The sequence below is a fragment of the Cyanobacterium aponinum PCC 10605 genome, assembly GCF_000317675.1.
Lineage (GTDB): Bacteria > Cyanobacteriota > Cyanobacteriia > Cyanobacteriales > Cyanobacteriaceae > PCC-10605.
In genome coordinates, this window is sequence record NC_019776.1 from 3,390,470 (window position 1) to 3,408,378 (window position 17,909).

A 17,909-nucleotide genomic window follows, 5' to 3' on the forward strand; every position below is an offset into this window, starting at 1 on the left:
TTTATTGTAGGAGTAAATCTGCACTTCCGGGTTTAGGTAATTGAAAAGAGGGAGATTGGGAAGAAGGGGTTTTTTGTTGATTTTGTGTAGATTCTTGATTGATTTCTTGATTTTCGGGATTATAAATATTTACCAAGACACTAACTAATTCATCTCTTTGTTGTCTTGTCAAACTCTTTATTACTTGTTTGTCTTTTTCAAGGGGATTTTCTGTTATTGTTGTACTGGGATAACGTTGCTCATCCATGATTTCATTTTTACCTAAATAATCTGCAAGAGTCAGTTTCCAATCAAGGCGATATACTGTTGGACGAGATTTGACATATTGATGATAACGAACTATTCTCGACACTAGGGTATTTTCTGAAACTACCTGATTTGTCTCTACACTCAAATAATTATTTTCTAAGGGAAAGTCTGGTATTTGTTGATAAACTTCTCTCGATACTACTTCAGGAGTCAAGGTTTGAGCCCAAACTCTAGTAAATGGTAACTCGTTTTGATTAACATTCACTGAACCATTATAATAATGAACTGAGAAATAATGGGTGAATAGATTAATGATTACAGAAAAGATAGTAACAATAACCCATTTATATTTTCTAAATTGCCGTTTCATCTTTCTATTCACTCACTATTAATCAATATAACAACTCTATTTTAGTTCACTAATAATCTCTGGTTGAGTTAACTCGTCAGACATTTCAATAATTGCCCTTAATACAGGTTTCATAACCTCTTCCACATTTTCCATATCTTGTTTTCTTCTTTCTTTTGCCCTTTTAGCAACGCCTACAGTAATTTTATAACGATTGGAAGCGGCCGCAAGTAAGGCATCGCTACGAAACATAATTTGACTAGAATCAAAGCTATTTTTTTTGAGCATTCTTGTTTTACAATTATGATATTAGTGGTGTCTTATTATATCAAAATCTTTCCCATTCTCCACAGTAAACCCTTGCCAACATAATGAGTGATACCAAGCTGACATTATATTTGTTTTTTTATCAGGGAAGAGGCAACCTCTTTATATTTCCTCTCAAACCTGTTGCCTACCCTAACTAATAATTTACACGACGAGAAGTGATAGAGCCAAAGTAATTGATATACTTCTTAGGTTAATTTGCTTGATTCCATATTTTTTCTATTTCGTTAATAACATTACTATCAGGGCTAGGTTTTATATTTGTATTTGGTTTGATTTCTACTCCTGAAATATTGTTACTCCAAGGTGTCTCTTTTAGGTTTGCTAAATTTAGATCAATTATGGGTCTAAAACCGTATTTTGCAAATATAATTTGTTGCTCTTTTTCTCTTAAGTAATTAATGAATTTTTTTGCTGATTTTGCTTCTTGATTATTTACATTTTGTTTTAATACTACCCCTGAAATTGTGGTTTCAATGGTAGGATTGGGATAATAAATTTGATAGCCTTGGTTTCTTCTTTCTTTTGCTTGTGACCAACGATAAAGGGCTATACTTTCGTAAACCGTAGCAACATCGGCATCATTTGCTCCTCTGGCGATAAATTCTTGTAATAAAATATCGGTGCTTCTCGGTGGTTGATAAACGGACTTTTTTATAAGGGTAAATAAGTCTATTATTTGATTATTATTAATGTCATTAACTGTTAAAATATTTTGATTTAAGTCATTTTTTGCCCATAAACTTAAGGTTAACTGCCCACTATTAGAGCGTGTTGGATCTGTTGTCACAAAATCAAAACTTCCCCAATTTTTATCTCCTCCTAATTGTTGCCAATTTCTTACTTTTAAGGCTTTTTCTAGTTGATTCCAACTAAATTTATTATTAGGAAATAACACTTTTCCTCTCTCTTCCCACGCGATCGCAACTAAAAGAGTACGGGTGATCACCTCTGGAGGATTATAAAAAATATTGGTTTCTCCTTGTGCTTTTAAGCGGTTTTCCAACTCAGTAATTAACTCACTATTAGCAGGAATCAAAATAGTAGGAATAAAGTCATTTTTTTTATCAATAACATTACTAATCATGTCTTGTGAGCCTTGAATTTCTATTTCTAAATCAATGTGAGGATTATCTTTTTCAAACTTATCACTAATTTCCTCTAAAACTTCTTTTAATTCTGAACCACTAACAATAGTAACGTTAGTTTTGATAGGAAAAATTGGTAAATAAGTTATGCCTAAACTAGCACAAATAATCAATAAAGAAATTACTTTGTTTATTGAAGAATCTTTTTTTTCAGAAGTAGTCATTATTTCTCCTGATGATGTTGTTATTTTCAAGACTGAGAAGAATTTTTCCGTTAATTTATTCATAATATTATGAGTAATAATTAGGGAGTAAAGAGTAATTATCTAACACCTGCAACCTGTAACCTGAAACCTATTCATTATTCATTGTTAAAAGACTGCTTAATTCTTGAGTTAAATCTTGTAAATCTTGCAAAGCCTGAGAATTAGTCAAGTCAGAAGTGCGCAATTTATTTTGTAATTGTTGTAAAACTCCCGCCGATTCAGTGAGAATATTTGTTAGGGCAAAAACTTGGGCTTCTCTTGCTGATTTACCCTGTTTTGCTAAATCAATATTACGTCTTAAATTACTTTCAATTTGTCTTAATTGTTTCAGAGCTAATCCATTAGCCGATTGTTGTTTTTTGAGATTAGTTTTTAATTTTTCCTCTAATTCTTCCTCTGATAATAAAGAATCACTTCCCGATAATTTCTTACTTAAATACTCGATTTTTTCTGGTAATTCAAAAGTGCGATCGCATCCATATTCAATGGCAGTTAATAAATCCATTTGGTGAGCATCATGAAGTAAATTTTTAGCTTCTAAACGTAAATTTTCAGCCTTTTTAATTAATAAGTTAGATTCTTGTTTTGCCAATTCTAACTCTTCTTCAAGGGCTCTGTTATCGAGATTAATTTTATTATCATTATTTAATGAATTATTGGCTAAAAAACCAGAACCAATTACACCAACTGAGATACTAATAGGCAACATCAAAAAACTGGAAACATTAGCAAATCTTACTCCAAAAAAGAGACAAACACCTGCAACAAAAACAGCAAGAGGATAATTAAGAGGATTAACAATTTTTGGTATCATAGATAAAAAATGAGTAAGGGGTAATAGGTAATGTAAGGATTGAATATATTCAACCCGCAGTGGCATGGGAGGCGTGGGGAGAAATTTTTATTAACCTGAAACCTAAAACCTTTTAATCATTAAAATTCTAGTTGTAAATTTTTCATAACTAGATCAATAGTATTAGGATCGCCCTTTCGATAATATCCGGCATTAATTTTGGCAATTTCTTCTAGGGCTTGGGCGTTAAACTCCCCATCATTACCATAACCAACGGTGAAAAAAGCAATCCTTTCATCACTATTAAAACCACTTTTTTGCAATTCCTGCTCCAATTGTTGTAGATTAATACCACTACCAGAATCCTCTCCGTCAGTCAGAATTAATACCGCATTAATGTAATTGGGTTTTAAATTTTGTCGTAACCAATCACGGGCATATAAAGCACTGTCATATAGTTTTGTACCTCCTCTTGCCTGTAAACTACTTATATACTGAATACCCTGATTTTTTCCTTCAGGAGTGCCTTTAATAATGACAGGAGGGTTAATTTGATCACTAAAAGTGATAATTGCAATTTCTTCTTTTGAACCTAAATTGTTAATATAATTTAACAACGTATTCTGCACTGCGGTTATTTTTTGCCCTCGCATCGAACCTGAAATATCTACAACTACAGCAACCTGAGAAGGTTTTTTTGAATAATCCTGCCAATTGGTTAACATTGCTTCTACTACTTCTGGGGCAGGAGGGCGATAGGATTCATAATTAGGATTAGGATTGACTCCGTATTGACTACTAAACTTGTTACCCAAAGAAATACTCGGAATACCGGGGCGTAATCCCAGACTCGCCGCTAATTGTTGAGATTCAGGAGTTAACATAAAATCCAAGACTTTTTGTGCGCCTTCTTTTTCTTCTGCCGACATCCAAGGGGCATTGGGTATTATTCCCCGAATATTAGAGCTAAATGTGGCTTTAGGATATACTGCTTGATATTGAGTTTGAGAAGCATTAGGCTGACTATTAGCTTGAATAACTAAAGATTCATACACAGAGCCTACAGAAGCCCAAAAAACACCATTTTCAACCATAGAATTGGCAAGGGATGCGGTAGAAGCCCCATAACGGGTAACTTTTTCTTGAATAGCCTTAACTTTATCCTGATATTTTGTAATATCGTTAATGGTTAAATCTTGGGGTTGTTTATTGCTAACAGAGGCAAATTGGGCAACTAGAGTTTGTAAACCTGAGTTTGAGCGAGTGGGGGCAGTTTGTACAAAGTATATCGGTAATGGTGGGGCTTGGGAATCTAATTGTTGATAATTGTCATATTGGGTTAAGGCTGTATAGATGTTGGGTAATTTTTCCAACACAGGTGCTAACTCTTTTGTCGTCATGAATACCATGGGGCTAAAAACGATTAAAGGAGTATCCGTAATGGGAGGAATTAAGTTTTCTCCGGGGAAAATTTTGTCAACTTGGTAAATTAACTGATTTTGATAGATTTCACCGTCAACGGAAATAATGGAGGGAAATTGGGCATCATCGGCAGAAATGGCATTGTTGGCTAATTGTTGAGTAAGGTTAACGACTTCGCCAATGACATCACCGCTACCTTTTGCATCACAGGTTAGATAAAACTGTTTTCCGTTATCTAATTTAGGGTTAGTTTCATTTAGTTTCTCTGCTATTTGGCGGCAAAATTCTCCTAAATCACTTCCTGCTAAAAATTTTATTTCTAGTTGCGATCGCCTCTGATTTGTGTTACCATCAACGGAACTATTATCGCTACATCCTGACAATAAAGAAAAAGATATGAATATAAAAGTCAGAATTAACCTAAATTTAGAAGCCATAAAAACACAACCTTAATTATTAGTATTCCCAATAACAATCATAACTAATAGGTCGTTATATCAATGTTAAATTCACTTTAAGAATCATTATCATGAAAAAAATCACAATTTAACTCTTAATTCTTAGCTTTTAACTCCAATATATTTTTCTAAAATCAATTTCAAATTATCCTGTTTTATTGGTTTACAAATATAGTCTTTCATCCCTACAGACTTACACACAGAAATAATATTTTCATCTTCATGGGCACTCATGGCAATAATAGGAGGTATTTGTCGATGAGAAAATTCTTGATAAATTATTTCAGTAGCTTTAATGCCATTAATTTTAGGCATTTCAATATCCATAAAAATTAAATCATAATCTTCTTTTTTTAATATCTCAATAACTTCTTCTCCATCCTTCGCAATTTTGACTGTATAGTTTAATTTATTGAGCAAATTGACAACTAATTTTTGATTGACTAAGTTATCTTCTGCCACTAATATTTTTCGCTTAATTTCAGATGTATCTGATTTATCTACATTTGTAACAGAGGGGGTAATGACAGAAGAAAAATTATATATATATTCCAGTTTAAGAAACTGCTGTAATTTTTCAAAAATAATTTCCTTAATAAAAGGTTTATTAACCACTTCCTCACAACCAACTGCCAATATTTCACCTTTTTCTTCCATAAAGGCATGGGCAGTTAAAGCAATAATAATAGTTTGATGAGAAGACTCAGTCATAGATTCTTTTTTCCTTATAGCACGAGTCGCTTGAAAACCATCCATTACAGGCATTCCTATATCCATCCAAATCAAATGGGGTTGCCAATCTTGCCAAATTTCCACTGCTTCTTTACCGTTAACCGCTTCTTTGAGAGAAAATCCCAAAGGTTGCAATAATTTAGTTAGAAGTAAACGATTATTATCTTCATCATCAACAATAAGGATACGATAGTTAGCAGTGTTTGCTTTAACACCGATAATTTTTCTTAAATTGAAAGCCTCTTTTTGATGAAATGGTAAGGAATCTGATTGAAAATTAATAGTAAACTCAAAAGTAGTACCTTGATTAAATTGACTTTTAACCTTTAACTCACCTCCCATCATCTTGACGAATTGCCGTGAAATAGTTAATCCTAATCCCGTGCCTTGTTTTGATTCTATCCCTGATTCAGTTTGAAAAAACGGGGTAAATAATTTCTCTAACTCTTCTGGCTTCATGCCTCTACCAGTATCAGTGATAGCAAAATAAATTTTGTTTTCTGTCTCCAAAACTGCCTTGACAGTGATACTACCTGCTTGCGTAAATTTGAGAGAATTACTAATTAAATTTAACAGTATTTGTTTTAATTTTCTTTCATCTGCATACATAAATTCAGGGATATTATTATCTATCTCTAATAATAGATTAATATTTTTCTCTGTCGCCTTAATTAATAACATTGATTTTAGAGATGAGGCTAATTCATAAAAATTAAAGGTACTATTATTTAAAACCATTTTTCCTGCCTCTATTTTTGATATTTCTAAAACTTCATTGATTAAAGACAGTAAATGTTCTCCACTATTAATAATAATTTGCAAATTTTCTTTTGTATCCTTCGTTATATTTTCTTCTTCTAAAATTAACTGAGAAAAGCCTAAAATCGCATTTAAAGGAGTTCTTAATTCATGACTCATACTTGATAAAAAAACACTTTTTGCCTGATTTGCTTTTTCTGCTATTTCTTTTGCTTTGCGTAAATCTTGGGTTCTGATTTTAACTTTTTCCTCTAATTGTTTATTAATATTTTTTAAATCTTTTTCTTTTTTAATTAAAGTGAATATCAATTCTTCAAAACTATTATAAAGCAATAATATTTCGTTTTGGATTTCAAAATAATTATTATAATATTTGTGTTTTTTAGTATTAGCAAATAAAGTGCGATCGCACTTTACTATTTCATAATCACCTCGTCTGATTTGGTCTGCATAATATGCTAAATTAAGAAGAGGTTGAGTAAGATAACTTGCAAAATACCAACCAATTAAAGAAAAAATAGTAGCTAATAATAAACCCCAAAATAATATTTTTTGTTGTAAAATTCCGATGGATTTAAAAGCCGTTATCTTTGGTTGTCTTACAACTATACGCCATCCCAAATTATTTACAAGAAAATTCCCCTTATCTGCTTGAGTGCTGATAATATAGTCATTATTATTAAAAAACTCAGTAGAAATAGCATCCTCTGGAGGAGAAGTAACGGTTTTTCCTCGCCAGCTATTTCCCGAGTCGAATAAAATTAAACCATCATTAGCTATGATTAAAATTTGTATTTGTTGGTCATTAGGTATATTTTCCACTAAAGAATCTTCAACATCTTCAATCCAATTCCAACTTAAATGAGCCCCTAAAACTCCAGTTAAACTACCCTGTTCACTGTAAACGGGAATTGACACATCCATAAATCTCAAAGGCTCACCACTAGGTAAAGGAGGTAATTTTCGAGCTAATAATTTTGCCTCATGCACATCACCAATAAAAATTGATTTTAACCCCTCAATAAACCACGGGCGCTCATTTACTTTTTCTCCTTCCAACAACTTTCCCGTTGCTACTTCCACAATTCCCTCTGTGTTAGCAAAACCAATCCAAGCATAGTATTCATAACTATTCTGCAATTTTTCTAAAAATAAGCGTCTATCTTCGTTGTTATTAGTTGGATTACGAAATTGAGGTAAAATTGCCATATTTTCGATGTCATGTTGACGCTCAAATAATCCACGATTAAAAGTATTTGTTAATTCATTAGATATTTGTTGAAGAAAGATAATTTTTTCCTTTTGGATATGACTTTTTAAAGATTGACTAACCACTAAACTAAAAATAATTGAAAGTAAAAATGTGGAAATGCCAAAAGAAAGAGCTAATTTTTTTCTCAAATTAGAATTATTCCAAAATTGAGTCAGAGAAAAGGGGAAATAAAGGGGAAAAGTCATAAAGCATATTTAGTTTGACTTATTTGTATCTATTAGAGTTGTTGCAAAATAACAAAAAAAACCTCTGAAAACTTTACTGAGTATAAGTTGTAGCCATTTGACGCTAGAAGTGTTTGTAAATCTTACATAGCAAGGATTTCGAGCATTTTAAGACATTATTTCACAACAAGTCTATTATAAAAGCAAAAAGAAACGACTCTCTTGTTTTGAATATGATAAATTATCCCCAAAAAAGGTGTAGGATGTCAGGTGCTAGGTTTTAGGTTGAATTAAAATTGTTAATTTATAATCAGTAGGTCAGGGTAAAAATATAATGTTATATTAAGAAAAGTAAAAGAGACTCTCAAGGAGAAATATAATGGGGGCAAGACTTCGAGTATTCCTCACTCCCACAGAGGAAATGACATTGAAACAAATGAGACAAGCAAATAATCTTTGCCATCGGGTCAGAGAAAGAGCTGAAGCCATTTGTTTAAGTCATCATGGTTGGTATGTCGAAAAAATTGCAGTTTATCTTCATTGGACTGTAGAAACCGTCAGAAAAACATTGAATAAATGGCAACAAGAAGGACTAGGAGCATTGTATGAAAAAGGAAACGAGGACGTAAAAAAACTTGGCAAGAGTCAGACTTACAATATTTAGAAGAAACCTTACGAGATAGAGAACGAACATATAATAGTCAACAATTAGTCGCCAAATTGAAACAAGATCGAGGAATAAAACTAAGTGCGGATCATTTACGTCAGCTACTAAAAAAAAGGGCATCATCTGGAAGCGAACACGAACCTCTCATCAAAAGAAACAAGATTTAAAGAGGGTGAAGCAAAAAAGAGCAGATTTAGAAATGTTAGAAATAGCAGCGGCTTTAGGGGAAATAGATCTACTTTATGGAGATGAATCAGGTTTTTGTTGTTGGAGTGAAGCCACTTATAGTTACTATTTTTGCGGAGAGCAAAAACGACAAGAACAAACAAAGAAAAGAGGAAAAAGATTGAGCATTATGGGAATTTGGCAACCATTGGCGGAATTCTTTTATGGTTTGGTGGTAGGAAGTCTCAAAAGCGAAGAGTTTATCGTCATGATGGATCAACAGGCAAAAATCGCCCAAGCTCAAAAGCGTATGAGAGTTGTAGTACTCGACAATGGTTCAATTCATGTAAGCAAGAAAGTGAAAGAAAAATATCAAGATTGGGAAGCTCAAGGGCTATATTTTTTCTTTTTGCCCGCTTACTGCTCACAAATGAATCCCATCGAGTTGGAATGGCAACATCTAAAAGAAGAAGAATTAGCTGGGCAAATGTTTGAGAGTGAAAAAGAATTAGCTTGTCACGTAATTTGGGGGTTGGAATCAAGGGGAGAGAAAAATAATCATAACCTAAAATTTATCAACCTAAAAACAGCTTAACTATTTGTTACATAACTATGTTTTATTCTCCTGACCTACTTCATTGCATTTTTGATTTTAGCAAAGCATTTTGTCAGTTAAATTTTTTACTGATTATTTTGGCTCTTTAGAGTGCGGTTATGATAAATTAATAGAAAATAAATTCTATAACTTTTATTAAATAGTGTTCATGGTAAAATAAAAACTAAAAGTTTATAAATTATCATTTAATAATTGTCTATTGCCTACCAAACACTAATAATTTACACAACGAGAAGTAATAGAGTCATTATTTTATACTATTGACAATATTAAACTCCAGAAATTTCTAAAAGTTTACTAATATTGGGTACATAATAATCAAGACCAAATGATTGAGGATTAACGTATTTATCATAGGTAAAATAACGATAGTTTAAACAAAAATAGTCCCACTTTGCCATTTGAATATTAAAAACCTTAATAAAGACATTTGCTAACCAAATAGGTAGAGGAATTTGTAAATAGACTTTTTTATTTAGATAATTACCAATTTCTTTAATAGCTTGATTAACCGTTAAAGGAGAATTGGCTAACACTAATTTACGCTCAAAACTAGGATCTAATTTATCTCCATTTTCCACCAAATAACCGATAATAGTAGCAATATCTTGACCATGAATAACATGAAAACCCCCATCAGCTTGAAACCAACGAATTAAGTTAAACCACTTCGGTAAATCTTTCAATCCAGCACTTAAATGGGAAGAGGGTTTCTTTTCATCTCCTCCAAAAACTAAAGTCGGATAAACAGTAATAATTTTTGGGTAAAGGGGATGTTTTTCTAATTGTGTAAAACACTGATATTTTGTTTTTATATAATCTGTTCCAATTTCTCCTGCTTGGGGTAATAATTGATTTTTTTGATCTAAAATACTAGCTGTTGAAAAGTAAATTATACGCTCACAATTTTTTTTATTTAAACAGTTAATTAAGTTAATATTTGCTTCTACATTTATTTGATAAGATTCTACTTCTCCTCCCCAACAAGTAGCTATTAGAATCGCAATATTAATAGTATTTAATATATCTTTATAAGCCAAAATATTTGTTAAATTATCTTCGATAATATTGATACCAGAACGATAATTATAATCAAATTTAACTTTACTAGGATTTCTCACTAAAAAAAATAATTCATGGTTTGTATTTTTGATTAATAAATCAGCTATATAATGTCCTATACAACCGCTTCCACCAGTGATAAAAATACGCATTTCTTTCAAATTATGGGAATAGATAGATAAAAAGTATAGCAATCCTCCCACTATTGTGTAAATTCTGTTGACCTTGCATTGAAAATGCTTGTAAATAAAATAATTAAGGACTGCGATGAATTACTGCTAAAATTAAACTAGAGTTATTGATTCATCAAGACATACTCAAGAATTAATATAAAAAGTATTTTATCTGTCACTGACTGACTAATTAGCTACCATGAATCGAAGTATTACTCAAACTGTATTGAGTTTAATTGCCGTCTTAACCTTAAATTTTCCTGCAATGGCGAAGGTGCAACCTTCTCCTATTAATCAAGATTCTTCTGTACCTTGGTCAAAAGTTACGGAAGATTCCTTTGAGGGTAAAATTGTTTATGATAAGGATTTTGGTGGGTTTGGGGAAAGCTATGCAATTGTAAGTAGTTGGTCAAAACAAGCTATCCGTCTAAGTTATTTTTGGCAGATAAAAGAGGTTGATTACTATAAGCAAGTAAAACGAACTCGTAGTGTTTGGCGTAATAATAAGTATGAAGAAGAAGTTTATTGGGATCGAGAACCTGTTTACAAATATTCTTGGAAAAGCAAAAATCCAGAATATATAATGTTTTCTATCAATGGTCAATTATATGAATATCAGGGGGGGAAAATCTCTGATGACTTAATGAGTGCTTTAGCCAATGCACCTTCTACTAATTTAAAAATTCGCTTGGTATGGAGTGATGGTAGCACCACAGATGCGACTATTGGCAGTGGTACAGTTAATGCTTGGAAAACTATTTATCAAATGGATAGTCAGGAATAAGGCAATTAGGGTAAGGCATAAATGGTAAAGGGCAAACCCCCCTTTATCCCCCCTCGAGAGGGGGGAGGGCAAAGGTCATTAATTAGTTTTTCCCCAACACTCCAAAACCTGAATATCTTATTTTTTATCTCTTGTTTAATCACATATTAAAAAACTATAAATCCATATTCTCATTCTTTAATTAAATCAATTTTTTTAATGTCGAATCATGTTTATCAAATTTTGTTGGTAGAAGATAATACTGATAATGCTCAACTAATAGAAAATCTTTTGTCTTCAGCTCATCACTCGCCCCTCGCAGAAGGGTCTAATTTTTGTTTGTGTTGTGTTCAAAATTTAGCAGGAGCTTTACAGGTAATTAAAGAAAAAGATTTTGAGGCGATTATCTTAGATTTAACTTTACCAGATGGCAAGGGTTTTGAGTCTTTATTAAAGTTAAAAGAAAATGCCCCCGATACCCCCATTATAATCCAAACGGATTCAACGGATGAAGCAGTAATTGTTCGGGCTTTTCAGATGGGAGCAAATGGGTATTTAAGAAAGATAGATTTAGACTGTAACTCTTTGGTTTATGCTATTCGTTTAGCGATCGAACGTCAACAGTATGTGGAAAGATTATCTGCTTTAAAGCAACAAAAACAACAACAAGAAGAATTCGCTGGTTTAGAAAATTTGGCTCAATCGATTCAACCGAGTATTACAGCGAGGATGTTTGCTTCTTCTGCGTTGAAAGATAGTATTCCTGATGTTTTCTCTCAGTTAACGGTTAAATATGGTCATTTATTGGATTTATCTTTGGAAGAGAGGGCCTTGAAAGTGGATTATAATATAGCGGAGCAGTTACGACAATTGGCGGCGAAATTGGGCTTTTTTAAGGCTAGTCCAAGAGATGTTGTGGACATTCATACTAAAGCCTTAAAGGAAAGATGTAAAAATGTTAATTTAGCTAAAGTTCAAGCCTATGTGGATGAAGGTAGATTAAGATTATTAGAATTAATGGGTTATTTAACTTCTTATTATCGTAAGTATTATATCGGTTTGAGTAATCTTACTATTCTATCTAGTTCCGATTCGGATGATATTTAATTCATGAGTAACTATTTATTAAGGCTGTATATCACTGGTAATTCTCTTAACTCACAAAGAGCGATCGCTAATTTGTTGAAATTGTGTCGAGAGGAATTAAACAATAAATATCAGGTGGAGATTATTGACGTTTTGGAAGAACCAGCAAGGGCGGAAAGAGAAAAAATCCTTGTGACACCAACTTTGATAAAACAACTTCCTCCACCATTACAGAGAATTATTGGCGATTTATCGAATCGAGAAAATGTTATTTGTGGTTTGGATTTAATTGATCAATAGTTTAGCTAACAAATTAACTCAAACTCTTAACGATTTTCTTTTTCTTACCCGAAGGTTTACATCTTGAATGCAAACTAACTTAACCTGAGTTCGGGATAAATTTTCATCTATGAATGATGGAGAAAAAAAGGCAAAAGGCAAGAGGCAAGAGGCAAACCCCCCTTATATCCCCCCTCGAGAGGGGGGAGGGCAAAGGAAAAATTAAGAATTAGGAATTAAAAACCCCGAACACTCATTATTTGTTACTCATTACTTTCTCTCAACACCTGCAACCTGCAACCTGAAACCTGACACCTACCCTTATCCAATATTCTTAAACCGAACTGAGGTTAACTTAGAAGATTGTTTAATGATCGCCGATCACTGATAATAAGGGGTGTAAATTAGTAAAAAAGGTAAATATGACTACAACAGATCCCGTTGTAATTATGAAGCAGGAAGTCGGTAAAGCCGCCGCCGATAGAGTTCAATCTAATTCCATTGTTGGTTTAGGTACAGGTTCTACTACTGCTTATGCTATTCAATATATTGGTGAGAGATTACAAAAAGGAGAATTAACTAATATTGTCGGTGTTCCTACTTCTTTTCAAGCTGAAGTATTAGCCAAAAAATATGGTATTCCTTTAACTACCCTAGATGCTGTTACACATATTGATGTTGCCATTGATGGTGCGGATGAAGTTGATCCCCATAAAAATCTTATTAAAGGGGGTGGTGCCGCTCATACCCGTGAAAAAGTGGTAGATAGTCTCGCTAATCAATTTATCGTTGTGGTAGATAGCGGTAAACTGGTCGATAAGCTAGGCTCAACTTTTTTGCTTCCTGTGGAGGTCATTCCCATGGCAGTAACTCCAGTCATGAATAAATTAGAACAATTGGGGGGCAAACCAGAATTAAGAATGGGTATAAAAAAAGCTGGTCCTGTAGTTACAGATCAGGGTAATTTAGTTATTGATGTTAAATTTGAATCTATTGATAATCCCGCAGAATTAGAAAAAACCATTAATAATATGCCCGGCGTTTTAGAGAATGGCTTATTTGTCGGCGTTGCCGATGTCATTTTGGTAGGAGAAATCATAGACGGTAAACCTTCCGTCAAAGAAATATAATTCTAGTTTGGAATAACTTAGGGTGGGCATTGCCCACCATTAAACTTTTTAATCAAGATAACCCATCAACAAAAGGGGATCATCAATATGATTAGAAGCCACAGGACGATTACCCATAATTTTAAACTCTTGACTGATTTGTAAGTGACTAGCTGCAATGGGACGATTGCCAGATAAAGTCATCATACTCTTAATATCCAAATTACTCTTAGTTACAGGGCGAATACTGCCTACAGAGGTATAAGTGTGAACTATTTGTAAATGATTGGCTTCAACAGGACGATTACCTGGTAACAATGCCGCAGATTTATCGGCTAATTTCAAAGCCGAACTTTCTTTCGTCGTGGTAGCAGTGGGAGTTGTCAGTTTATTGGCAGGTTGTTTGTCTTTATTTTCTAAAGTTTCACTCATGTTAACGCTCCAAAATAAAAGGTATTATTAACTTTTAGTCTATGTGTACTAGCTTGTGCCAAAATAAATTTAATTAGACTAATAATTGTGACTATTATACTGCCATTAGGAGCGTCCTTTTGATGTTCTCATGTCAGCTATAGTTATGGAATATATAAGTTACTCATTACGAAAGCTCATTGTTAATCATAGCGATACTTTATTTGCTTCATTCTGAGAAAGATCTTTTAAACTTAATTATCAATCCTTGAAAATATTGTGAGCAATAATGTTATTAAATAATCTGACGAAGAAATTTAAACATTGGCTACCTTTAGCAAAATCAAAAATAGAAAAGGGTGCTTCTCAACTGGAAAATTCCATTAATAATTATGATCCAAAAGAGATTATTCCCTCTAAGTTAATTGAGCGATTAAACACAAAATTAAATAGCTTACCTGTTTATGAATCTTACTATGACACATTAACTATTAATGTTCATGATTATATACATCAGTGGATTATTAATAAGGAGCAAAATCGCAAGAATTGTTTAGTTATAAAAGGTAATTGTGTTGATAATTTATACAATATTTTAACATCTATTTTTTCTGAAAAATCTAGCTTAAGTAAGGAAACAATAGAATTAGATTATCAAATTTTTTCTTTAGAAAATTTAAAGCAAAATCGAAGGGATAGATTAAATTATTTACAGGAAAAAATATTAGAAATTCAACAACAATCTGACAAAAAAATTATTCTTATTCCTGATTTAAGTTATTATTTTTCTCGCACCATAGAGGGTTTAGAGGTATTAGAAAAACTTTTAAAACTTCTCGATGAAGATGAAAATAAATTTTGGATTATAGGTTGTAATCATTGGTTATGGTTGTTTTTGGTGAAAATTTATCACTGGGATGCCTATATAGAAAATGCTCGGGATTTACCGTTATTATCTCAGGAAAATTTGCAGGATATTTTATTGCCTGTTTTAGATTTAGTTGAATTTGATTGGAATGATTTAAGACGATTTTTAGTGGAATTACCTAATCAAAATGAAGATGACCATAAGATTATTTCTCAATTACAAGCTAAGTATTTTGAAAATTTAGCCAATTTGTCTCAAGGATGTTTAGGTACTGCCAGTCAGTTATGCTTTTATTCTTTGAGATATGTAAAAAATGAAGAAACAGAATTATCTAATCTCAAAATTAATAATCCTCAACTCCCTGATTTTCCTAGTATTACTCAAAGCGATCGCTATTTATTATTTTGTATAGGATTACACGGTCATTTAAATAAATCAGATTTAGCTAATATTTTAGGAGATGATCAAATATATATAACTTCTCAAATAGAATGTTTAGTAAATCTTAATTTAATTCATTTTTTAGATCATCAAAATATAGCTATTAATCCTCTTTTTTATTCTAAGTTAACTAAAGATTTAAAAGATAATCACTTCTTGGTTGAATCGGATTAAAAAAAAATTAGGCATAAGAAAAAACAAAATTCAATTATTGATAATTTAACATTATTTTAGTGGTTTATAAGACAATGTTTGTTAGTGGTTATTTGTTACAGTTAGATGCGTCCAATTCTGAAAAAATATCCCGTTTAATAGATAATATTACTTTAGGCAAGGTTATACAAGGTGTCCTTTTAGTTGTTCTTGCTTATTGGGGACAAATTTTTGTTGCCAAAATTATTAATTGGTTGGCGGAAAAAGTTCCTTTAAAGTATCGTCTTAAGGTGAAGCAGTCCCTACCTTTTTGGAGAGCTTTTGTCTTAGGTATAGTGGGTGTTTCATTAATTAATTTATTTCTTAATCTGTCTGCTGATAATATTTTACCCCTCACAGGTACGATCGCAGTTGCTTTAGGTTTTGCCTTTAAAGACTATGCTAGTTCGGTTATTGCTGGTGTTTTAGCACTTTTTGAAAATCCTTATCAAGTAGGCGATCGCGTCAAAATAGGAGACGATTACGGAGAAGTTATTAGCTATGGATTAAGAGGAATTATGCTTCAAACCCCTGACGATAATATTGTCACTATTCCTCATAATAAACTATGGACTGAATCCATTAGTAATGCCAATAAAGGTAATTTAGAAGCCCAAACCGTTATCAGTTTTTACTTTAGCCATGATGTGGACATTGAAAATGTTTTTTACTTACTATATAGGGTGGCACAAACTAGTAAATATACCCAACTAAACTTACCCATTTTAGTGGTAATGGAAGAGAAACCTTGGGCAACTTATTTCAAACTAAAATGTTATCCCATCGATGCTAGAGATGAATTTATTTATCAAACAGACTTAGTTAGAAGGGCAAAAAGATATTTTCAGCGAGATAATTTACCTTATCCTATACTTCCCCCTCTTGATAATAATTAATCTCGGTTCTGCATAAGAATATTAGAGAAAAGCAAGTATCAAGTTTTAGGTTTAATTTTCCAAAAATCGATTATTCAATACTCATTACCTCTTACTTATTACCACCTGATACTCAATATAATCACATTACCTATTTTTCCCTAACTAATAAATCCCATAATTCGGGCAACTTCATTCAAATCAGCTTTAATGCCCCCTCTAATGCCGCTTTCACTTAATTTCATGGCACTATCAGGATCTTTTAATCCATTACCCGTTAAAACACAAACAACAGTACCATTATCAGGAATTTGCTCTTTCAGTTTTAAGACTCCAGCCACGGAAGCCGCACTAGCAGGTTCACAGAAAACCCCTTCTTCCCTGCCCAAAATACGATATGCCTCTAATATTTCCTCATCCGTGACCGCATTAAATTGTCCTTGAGAAGCCTCTCTAACAGATAAAGCCTTTTCCCAGTTGGCGGGATTGCCAATTCTAATGGCTGTTGCGATGGTTTCTGGTTTTAATACCTGATGCCCTTCCACAAAAGGAGCTGAACCTGCGGCTTGGAAACCCATCATTTTAGGTAATATGTCACACTTATTCTCACTGTGATATTGACAAAAACCCATCCAATAAGCAGTAATATTTCCTGCATTACCCACAGGAATAGCTAACCAGTCAGGAGCATAACCAAGGGTATCAACTACCTCAAAAGCGGCTGTTTTTTGACCTTCCAAACGGTAGGGATTGACGGAATTTACGAGGGTAACAGGATAACTTTCCGCCATTTCTCTGACGATTGTTAAAGCGTCATCAAAATTACCATCAATGGCTAATACTTCCGCTCCATAAATTAAAGCCTGTGCTAACTTACCAAGGGCAACATAACCGTCAGGAATAATAACAAATGCTTTCATTCCTGCTCTGGTGGCATAGGCGGCGGCGGCGGCAGATGTGTTGCCTGTACTGGCACAAATCACAGCTTGAGCCCCCGCTTCTTTGGCTTTGGAAATAGCCATTGTCATTCCTCTATCTTTGAATGAACCCGTGGGATTCAAGCCATCATATTTAACATAAACTTTGACATTTCTGCCAATCATTTTTGAGATGGATGACACAGGTATCAAGGGTGTATTTCCTTCTCTAAGAGTAATAATAGGAGTAGATTCTGTGACAGGCAAATAGTGCTTATATTCTTCTATTAAGCCTTTCCACCCTGCTTTAACATGATAAGTTGTTGATGGTTGATCTAGTTTCGTTGCTACCACGGGCATTAAATCTAAAATAGACGATTATTAATGATTATGACATAAAAAGGT

General features: G+C 32.9%; 15 protein-coding genes and 1 pseudogene. 7 read left to right on the plus strand and 9 right to left on the minus strand.

From position 1 onward, the window contains the following. Position 1 precedes the first annotated feature (1 nt). The 6 genes from CYAN10605_RS14175 to CYAN10605_RS17940 form a co-directional block, all read right to left on the minus strand. The gene (locus CYAN10605_RS14175) at positions 2 to 619 is read right to left on the minus strand and encodes a hypothetical protein (protein ID WP_015220638.1); all 618 of its coding nucleotides are present in this window, start codon (positions 617 to 619) and stop codon (positions 2 to 4) included. A gap of 36 nt (positions 620 to 655) precedes the next feature. After that, positions 656 to 886: a DNA-directed RNA polymerase subunit omega gene (locus CYAN10605_RS14180; RefSeq protein ID WP_015220639.1), complete on the minus strand. Its 231-nt coding sequence runs from the start codon at positions 884 to 886 to the stop codon at positions 656 to 658. 232 nt (positions 887 to 1,118) lie between these two features. Continuing rightward, positions 1,119 to 2,300: a substrate-binding domain-containing protein gene (locus tag CYAN10605_RS14185; RefSeq protein ID WP_015220640.1), complete on the minus strand. Its 1,182-nt coding sequence runs from the start codon at positions 2,298 to 2,300 to the stop codon at positions 1,119 to 1,121. A 67-nt stretch (positions 2,301 to 2,367) separates the two neighbouring features. Further along, a complete protein-coding gene (locus CYAN10605_RS14190) occupies positions 2,368 to 3,093 on the minus strand; it encodes a hypothetical protein (RefSeq protein WP_041922916.1) in 726 nt (241 codons plus the stop codon). A 119-nt stretch (positions 3,094 to 3,212) separates the two neighbouring features. Further along, positions 3,213 to 4,931, minus strand: a complete 1,719-nt coding sequence (locus tag CYAN10605_RS14195) for a VWA domain-containing protein (RefSeq protein WP_015220642.1) — start codon at positions 4,929 to 4,931, stop codon at positions 3,213 to 3,215. A gap of 123 nt (positions 4,932 to 5,054) precedes the next feature. Then, positions 5,055 to 7,901 (minus strand): response regulator, encoded by a 2,847-nt coding sequence (locus CYAN10605_RS17940; RefSeq protein WP_015220643.1) that lies wholly within the window; start codon positions 7,899 to 7,901, stop codon positions 5,055 to 5,057. A 358-nt stretch (positions 7,902 to 8,259) separates the two neighbouring features. Here CYAN10605_RS17940 and CYAN10605_RS19450 point away from each other — a divergent pair. Then, positions 8,260 to 9,307, plus strand: a pseudogene (locus CYAN10605_RS19450) (IS630 family transposase). A 290-nt stretch (positions 9,308 to 9,597) separates the two neighbouring features. Here the strand turns inward: CYAN10605_RS19450 and CYAN10605_RS14215 are convergent. After that, positions 9,598 to 10,542 carry an NAD-dependent epimerase/dehydratase family protein gene (locus CYAN10605_RS14215; protein WP_015220645.1) on the minus strand — a complete coding sequence of 315 codons (945 nt, stop codon included), beginning with the start codon at positions 10,540 to 10,542 and terminating at the stop codon, positions 9,598 to 9,600. 220 nt (positions 10,543 to 10,762) lie between these two features. Between CYAN10605_RS14215 and CYAN10605_RS14220 the strand changes: the two genes are divergently transcribed. The 4 genes from CYAN10605_RS14220 to rpiA all read left to right on the plus strand — a co-directional run bounded on the left by CYAN10605_RS14220 (position 10,763) and on the right by rpiA (position 13,821). Next, positions 10,763 to 11,347: a hypothetical protein gene (locus CYAN10605_RS14220; RefSeq protein ID WP_015220646.1), complete on the plus strand. Its 585-nt coding sequence runs from the start codon at positions 10,763 to 10,765 to the stop codon at positions 11,345 to 11,347. 198 nt (positions 11,348 to 11,545) lie between these two features. Continuing rightward, complete coding sequence (locus CYAN10605_RS14225; protein ID WP_015220647.1) at positions 11,546 to 12,433, plus strand: response regulator transcription factor; 888 nt, start codon at positions 11,546 to 11,548, stop codon at positions 12,431 to 12,433. A 3-nt stretch (positions 12,434 to 12,436) separates the two neighbouring features. Beyond that, positions 12,437 to 12,712: a circadian clock KaiB family protein gene (locus CYAN10605_RS14230; RefSeq protein WP_015220648.1), complete on the plus strand. Its 276-nt coding sequence runs from the start codon at positions 12,437 to 12,439 to the stop codon at positions 12,710 to 12,712. 401 nt (positions 12,713 to 13,113) lie between these two features. Continuing rightward, entirely contained in the window at positions 13,114 to 13,821 is a 708-nt protein-coding gene (gene rpiA / locus CYAN10605_RS14235; RefSeq protein WP_015220649.1) for a ribose-5-phosphate isomerase RpiA, read from the plus strand. Positions 13,822 to 13,869: 48 nt separating this feature from the next. Here the strand turns inward: rpiA and CYAN10605_RS14240 are convergent, their stop codons facing one another. Next, on the minus strand, positions 13,870 to 14,232 hold the full coding sequence (locus CYAN10605_RS14240; protein ID WP_015220650.1) for a hypothetical protein: 363 nt from the start codon (positions 14,230 to 14,232) through the stop codon (positions 13,870 to 13,872). Positions 14,233 to 14,500: 268 nt separating this feature from the next. On the opposite strand from CYAN10605_RS14240, the gene CYAN10605_RS14245 reads away from it, so the two are divergent. Further along, positions 14,501 to 15,694: a hypothetical protein gene (locus CYAN10605_RS14245; RefSeq protein ID WP_015220651.1), complete on the plus strand. Its 1,194-nt coding sequence runs from the start codon at positions 14,501 to 14,503 to the stop codon at positions 15,692 to 15,694. Positions 15,695 to 15,768: 74 nt separating this feature from the next. Beyond that, positions 15,769 to 16,608, plus strand: a complete 840-nt coding sequence (locus CYAN10605_RS14250) for a mechanosensitive ion channel family protein (protein WP_015220652.1) — start codon at positions 15,769 to 15,771, stop codon at positions 16,606 to 16,608. A 140-nt stretch (positions 16,609 to 16,748) separates the two neighbouring features. Here the strand turns inward: CYAN10605_RS14250 and thrC are convergent, their stop codons facing one another. Beyond that, a complete protein-coding gene (gene thrC / locus CYAN10605_RS14255) occupies positions 16,749 to 17,864 on the minus strand; it encodes a threonine synthase (protein WP_015220653.1) in 1,116 nt (371 codons plus the stop codon). Positions 17,865 to 17,909 lie beyond the last annotated feature (45 nt).

What these genes read in the sequence shown, in the direction of transcription:
- thrC (WP_015220653.1), bottom strand. Translation starts at nt 17,864, where the DNA reads ATGCCCGTGGTAGCAACGAAACTAGATCAACCATCAACAACTTATCAT.
- CYAN10605_RS14175 (WP_015220638.1), bottom strand. Translation starts at nt 619, where the DNA reads ATGAAACGGCAATTTAGAAAATATAAATGGGTTATTGTTACTATCTTT.
- CYAN10605_RS14185 (WP_015220640.1), bottom strand. Translation starts at nt 2,300, where the DNA reads ATGAATAAATTAACGGAAAAATTCTTCTCAGTCTTGAAAATAACAACA.
- CYAN10605_RS14180 (WP_015220639.1), bottom strand. Translation starts at nt 886, where the DNA reads ATGCTCAAAAAAAATAGCTTTGATTCTAGTCAAATTATGTTTCGTAGC.
- CYAN10605_RS14215 (WP_015220645.1), bottom strand. Translation starts at nt 10,542, where the DNA reads ATGCGTATTTTTATCACTGGTGGAAGCGGTTGTATAGGACATTATATA.
- CYAN10605_RS14240 (WP_015220650.1), bottom strand. Translation starts at nt 14,232, where the DNA reads ATGAGTGAAACTTTAGAAAATAAAGACAAACAACCTGCCAATAAACTG.
- CYAN10605_RS14225 (WP_015220647.1), top strand. Translation starts at nt 11,546, where the DNA reads ATGTCGAATCATGTTTATCAAATTTTGTTGGTAGAAGATAATACTGAT.
- CYAN10605_RS14245 (WP_015220651.1), top strand. Translation starts at nt 14,501, where the DNA reads ATGTTATTAAATAATCTGACGAAGAAATTTAAACATTGGCTACCTTTA.
- rpiA (WP_015220649.1), top strand. Translation starts at nt 13,114, where the DNA reads ATGACTACAACAGATCCCGTTGTAATTATGAAGCAGGAAGTCGGTAAA.
- CYAN10605_RS14250 (WP_015220652.1), top strand. Translation starts at nt 15,769, where the DNA reads ATGTTTGTTAGTGGTTATTTGTTACAGTTAGATGCGTCCAATTCTGAA.
- CYAN10605_RS17940 (WP_015220643.1), bottom strand. Translation starts at nt 7,901, where the DNA reads ATGACTTTTCCCCTTTATTTCCCCTTTTCTCTGACTCAATTTTGGAAT.
- CYAN10605_RS14220 (WP_015220646.1), top strand. Translation starts at nt 10,763, where the DNA reads ATGAATCGAAGTATTACTCAAACTGTATTGAGTTTAATTGCCGTCTTA.
- CYAN10605_RS14195 (WP_015220642.1), bottom strand. Translation starts at nt 4,931, where the DNA reads ATGGCTTCTAAATTTAGGTTAATTCTGACTTTTATATTCATATCTTTT.
- CYAN10605_RS14230 (WP_015220648.1), top strand. Translation starts at nt 12,437, where the DNA reads ATGAGTAACTATTTATTAAGGCTGTATATCACTGGTAATTCTCTTAAC.
- CYAN10605_RS14190 (WP_041922916.1), bottom strand. Translation starts at nt 3,093, where the DNA reads ATGATACCAAAAATTGTTAATCCTCTTAATTATCCTCTTGCTGTTTTT.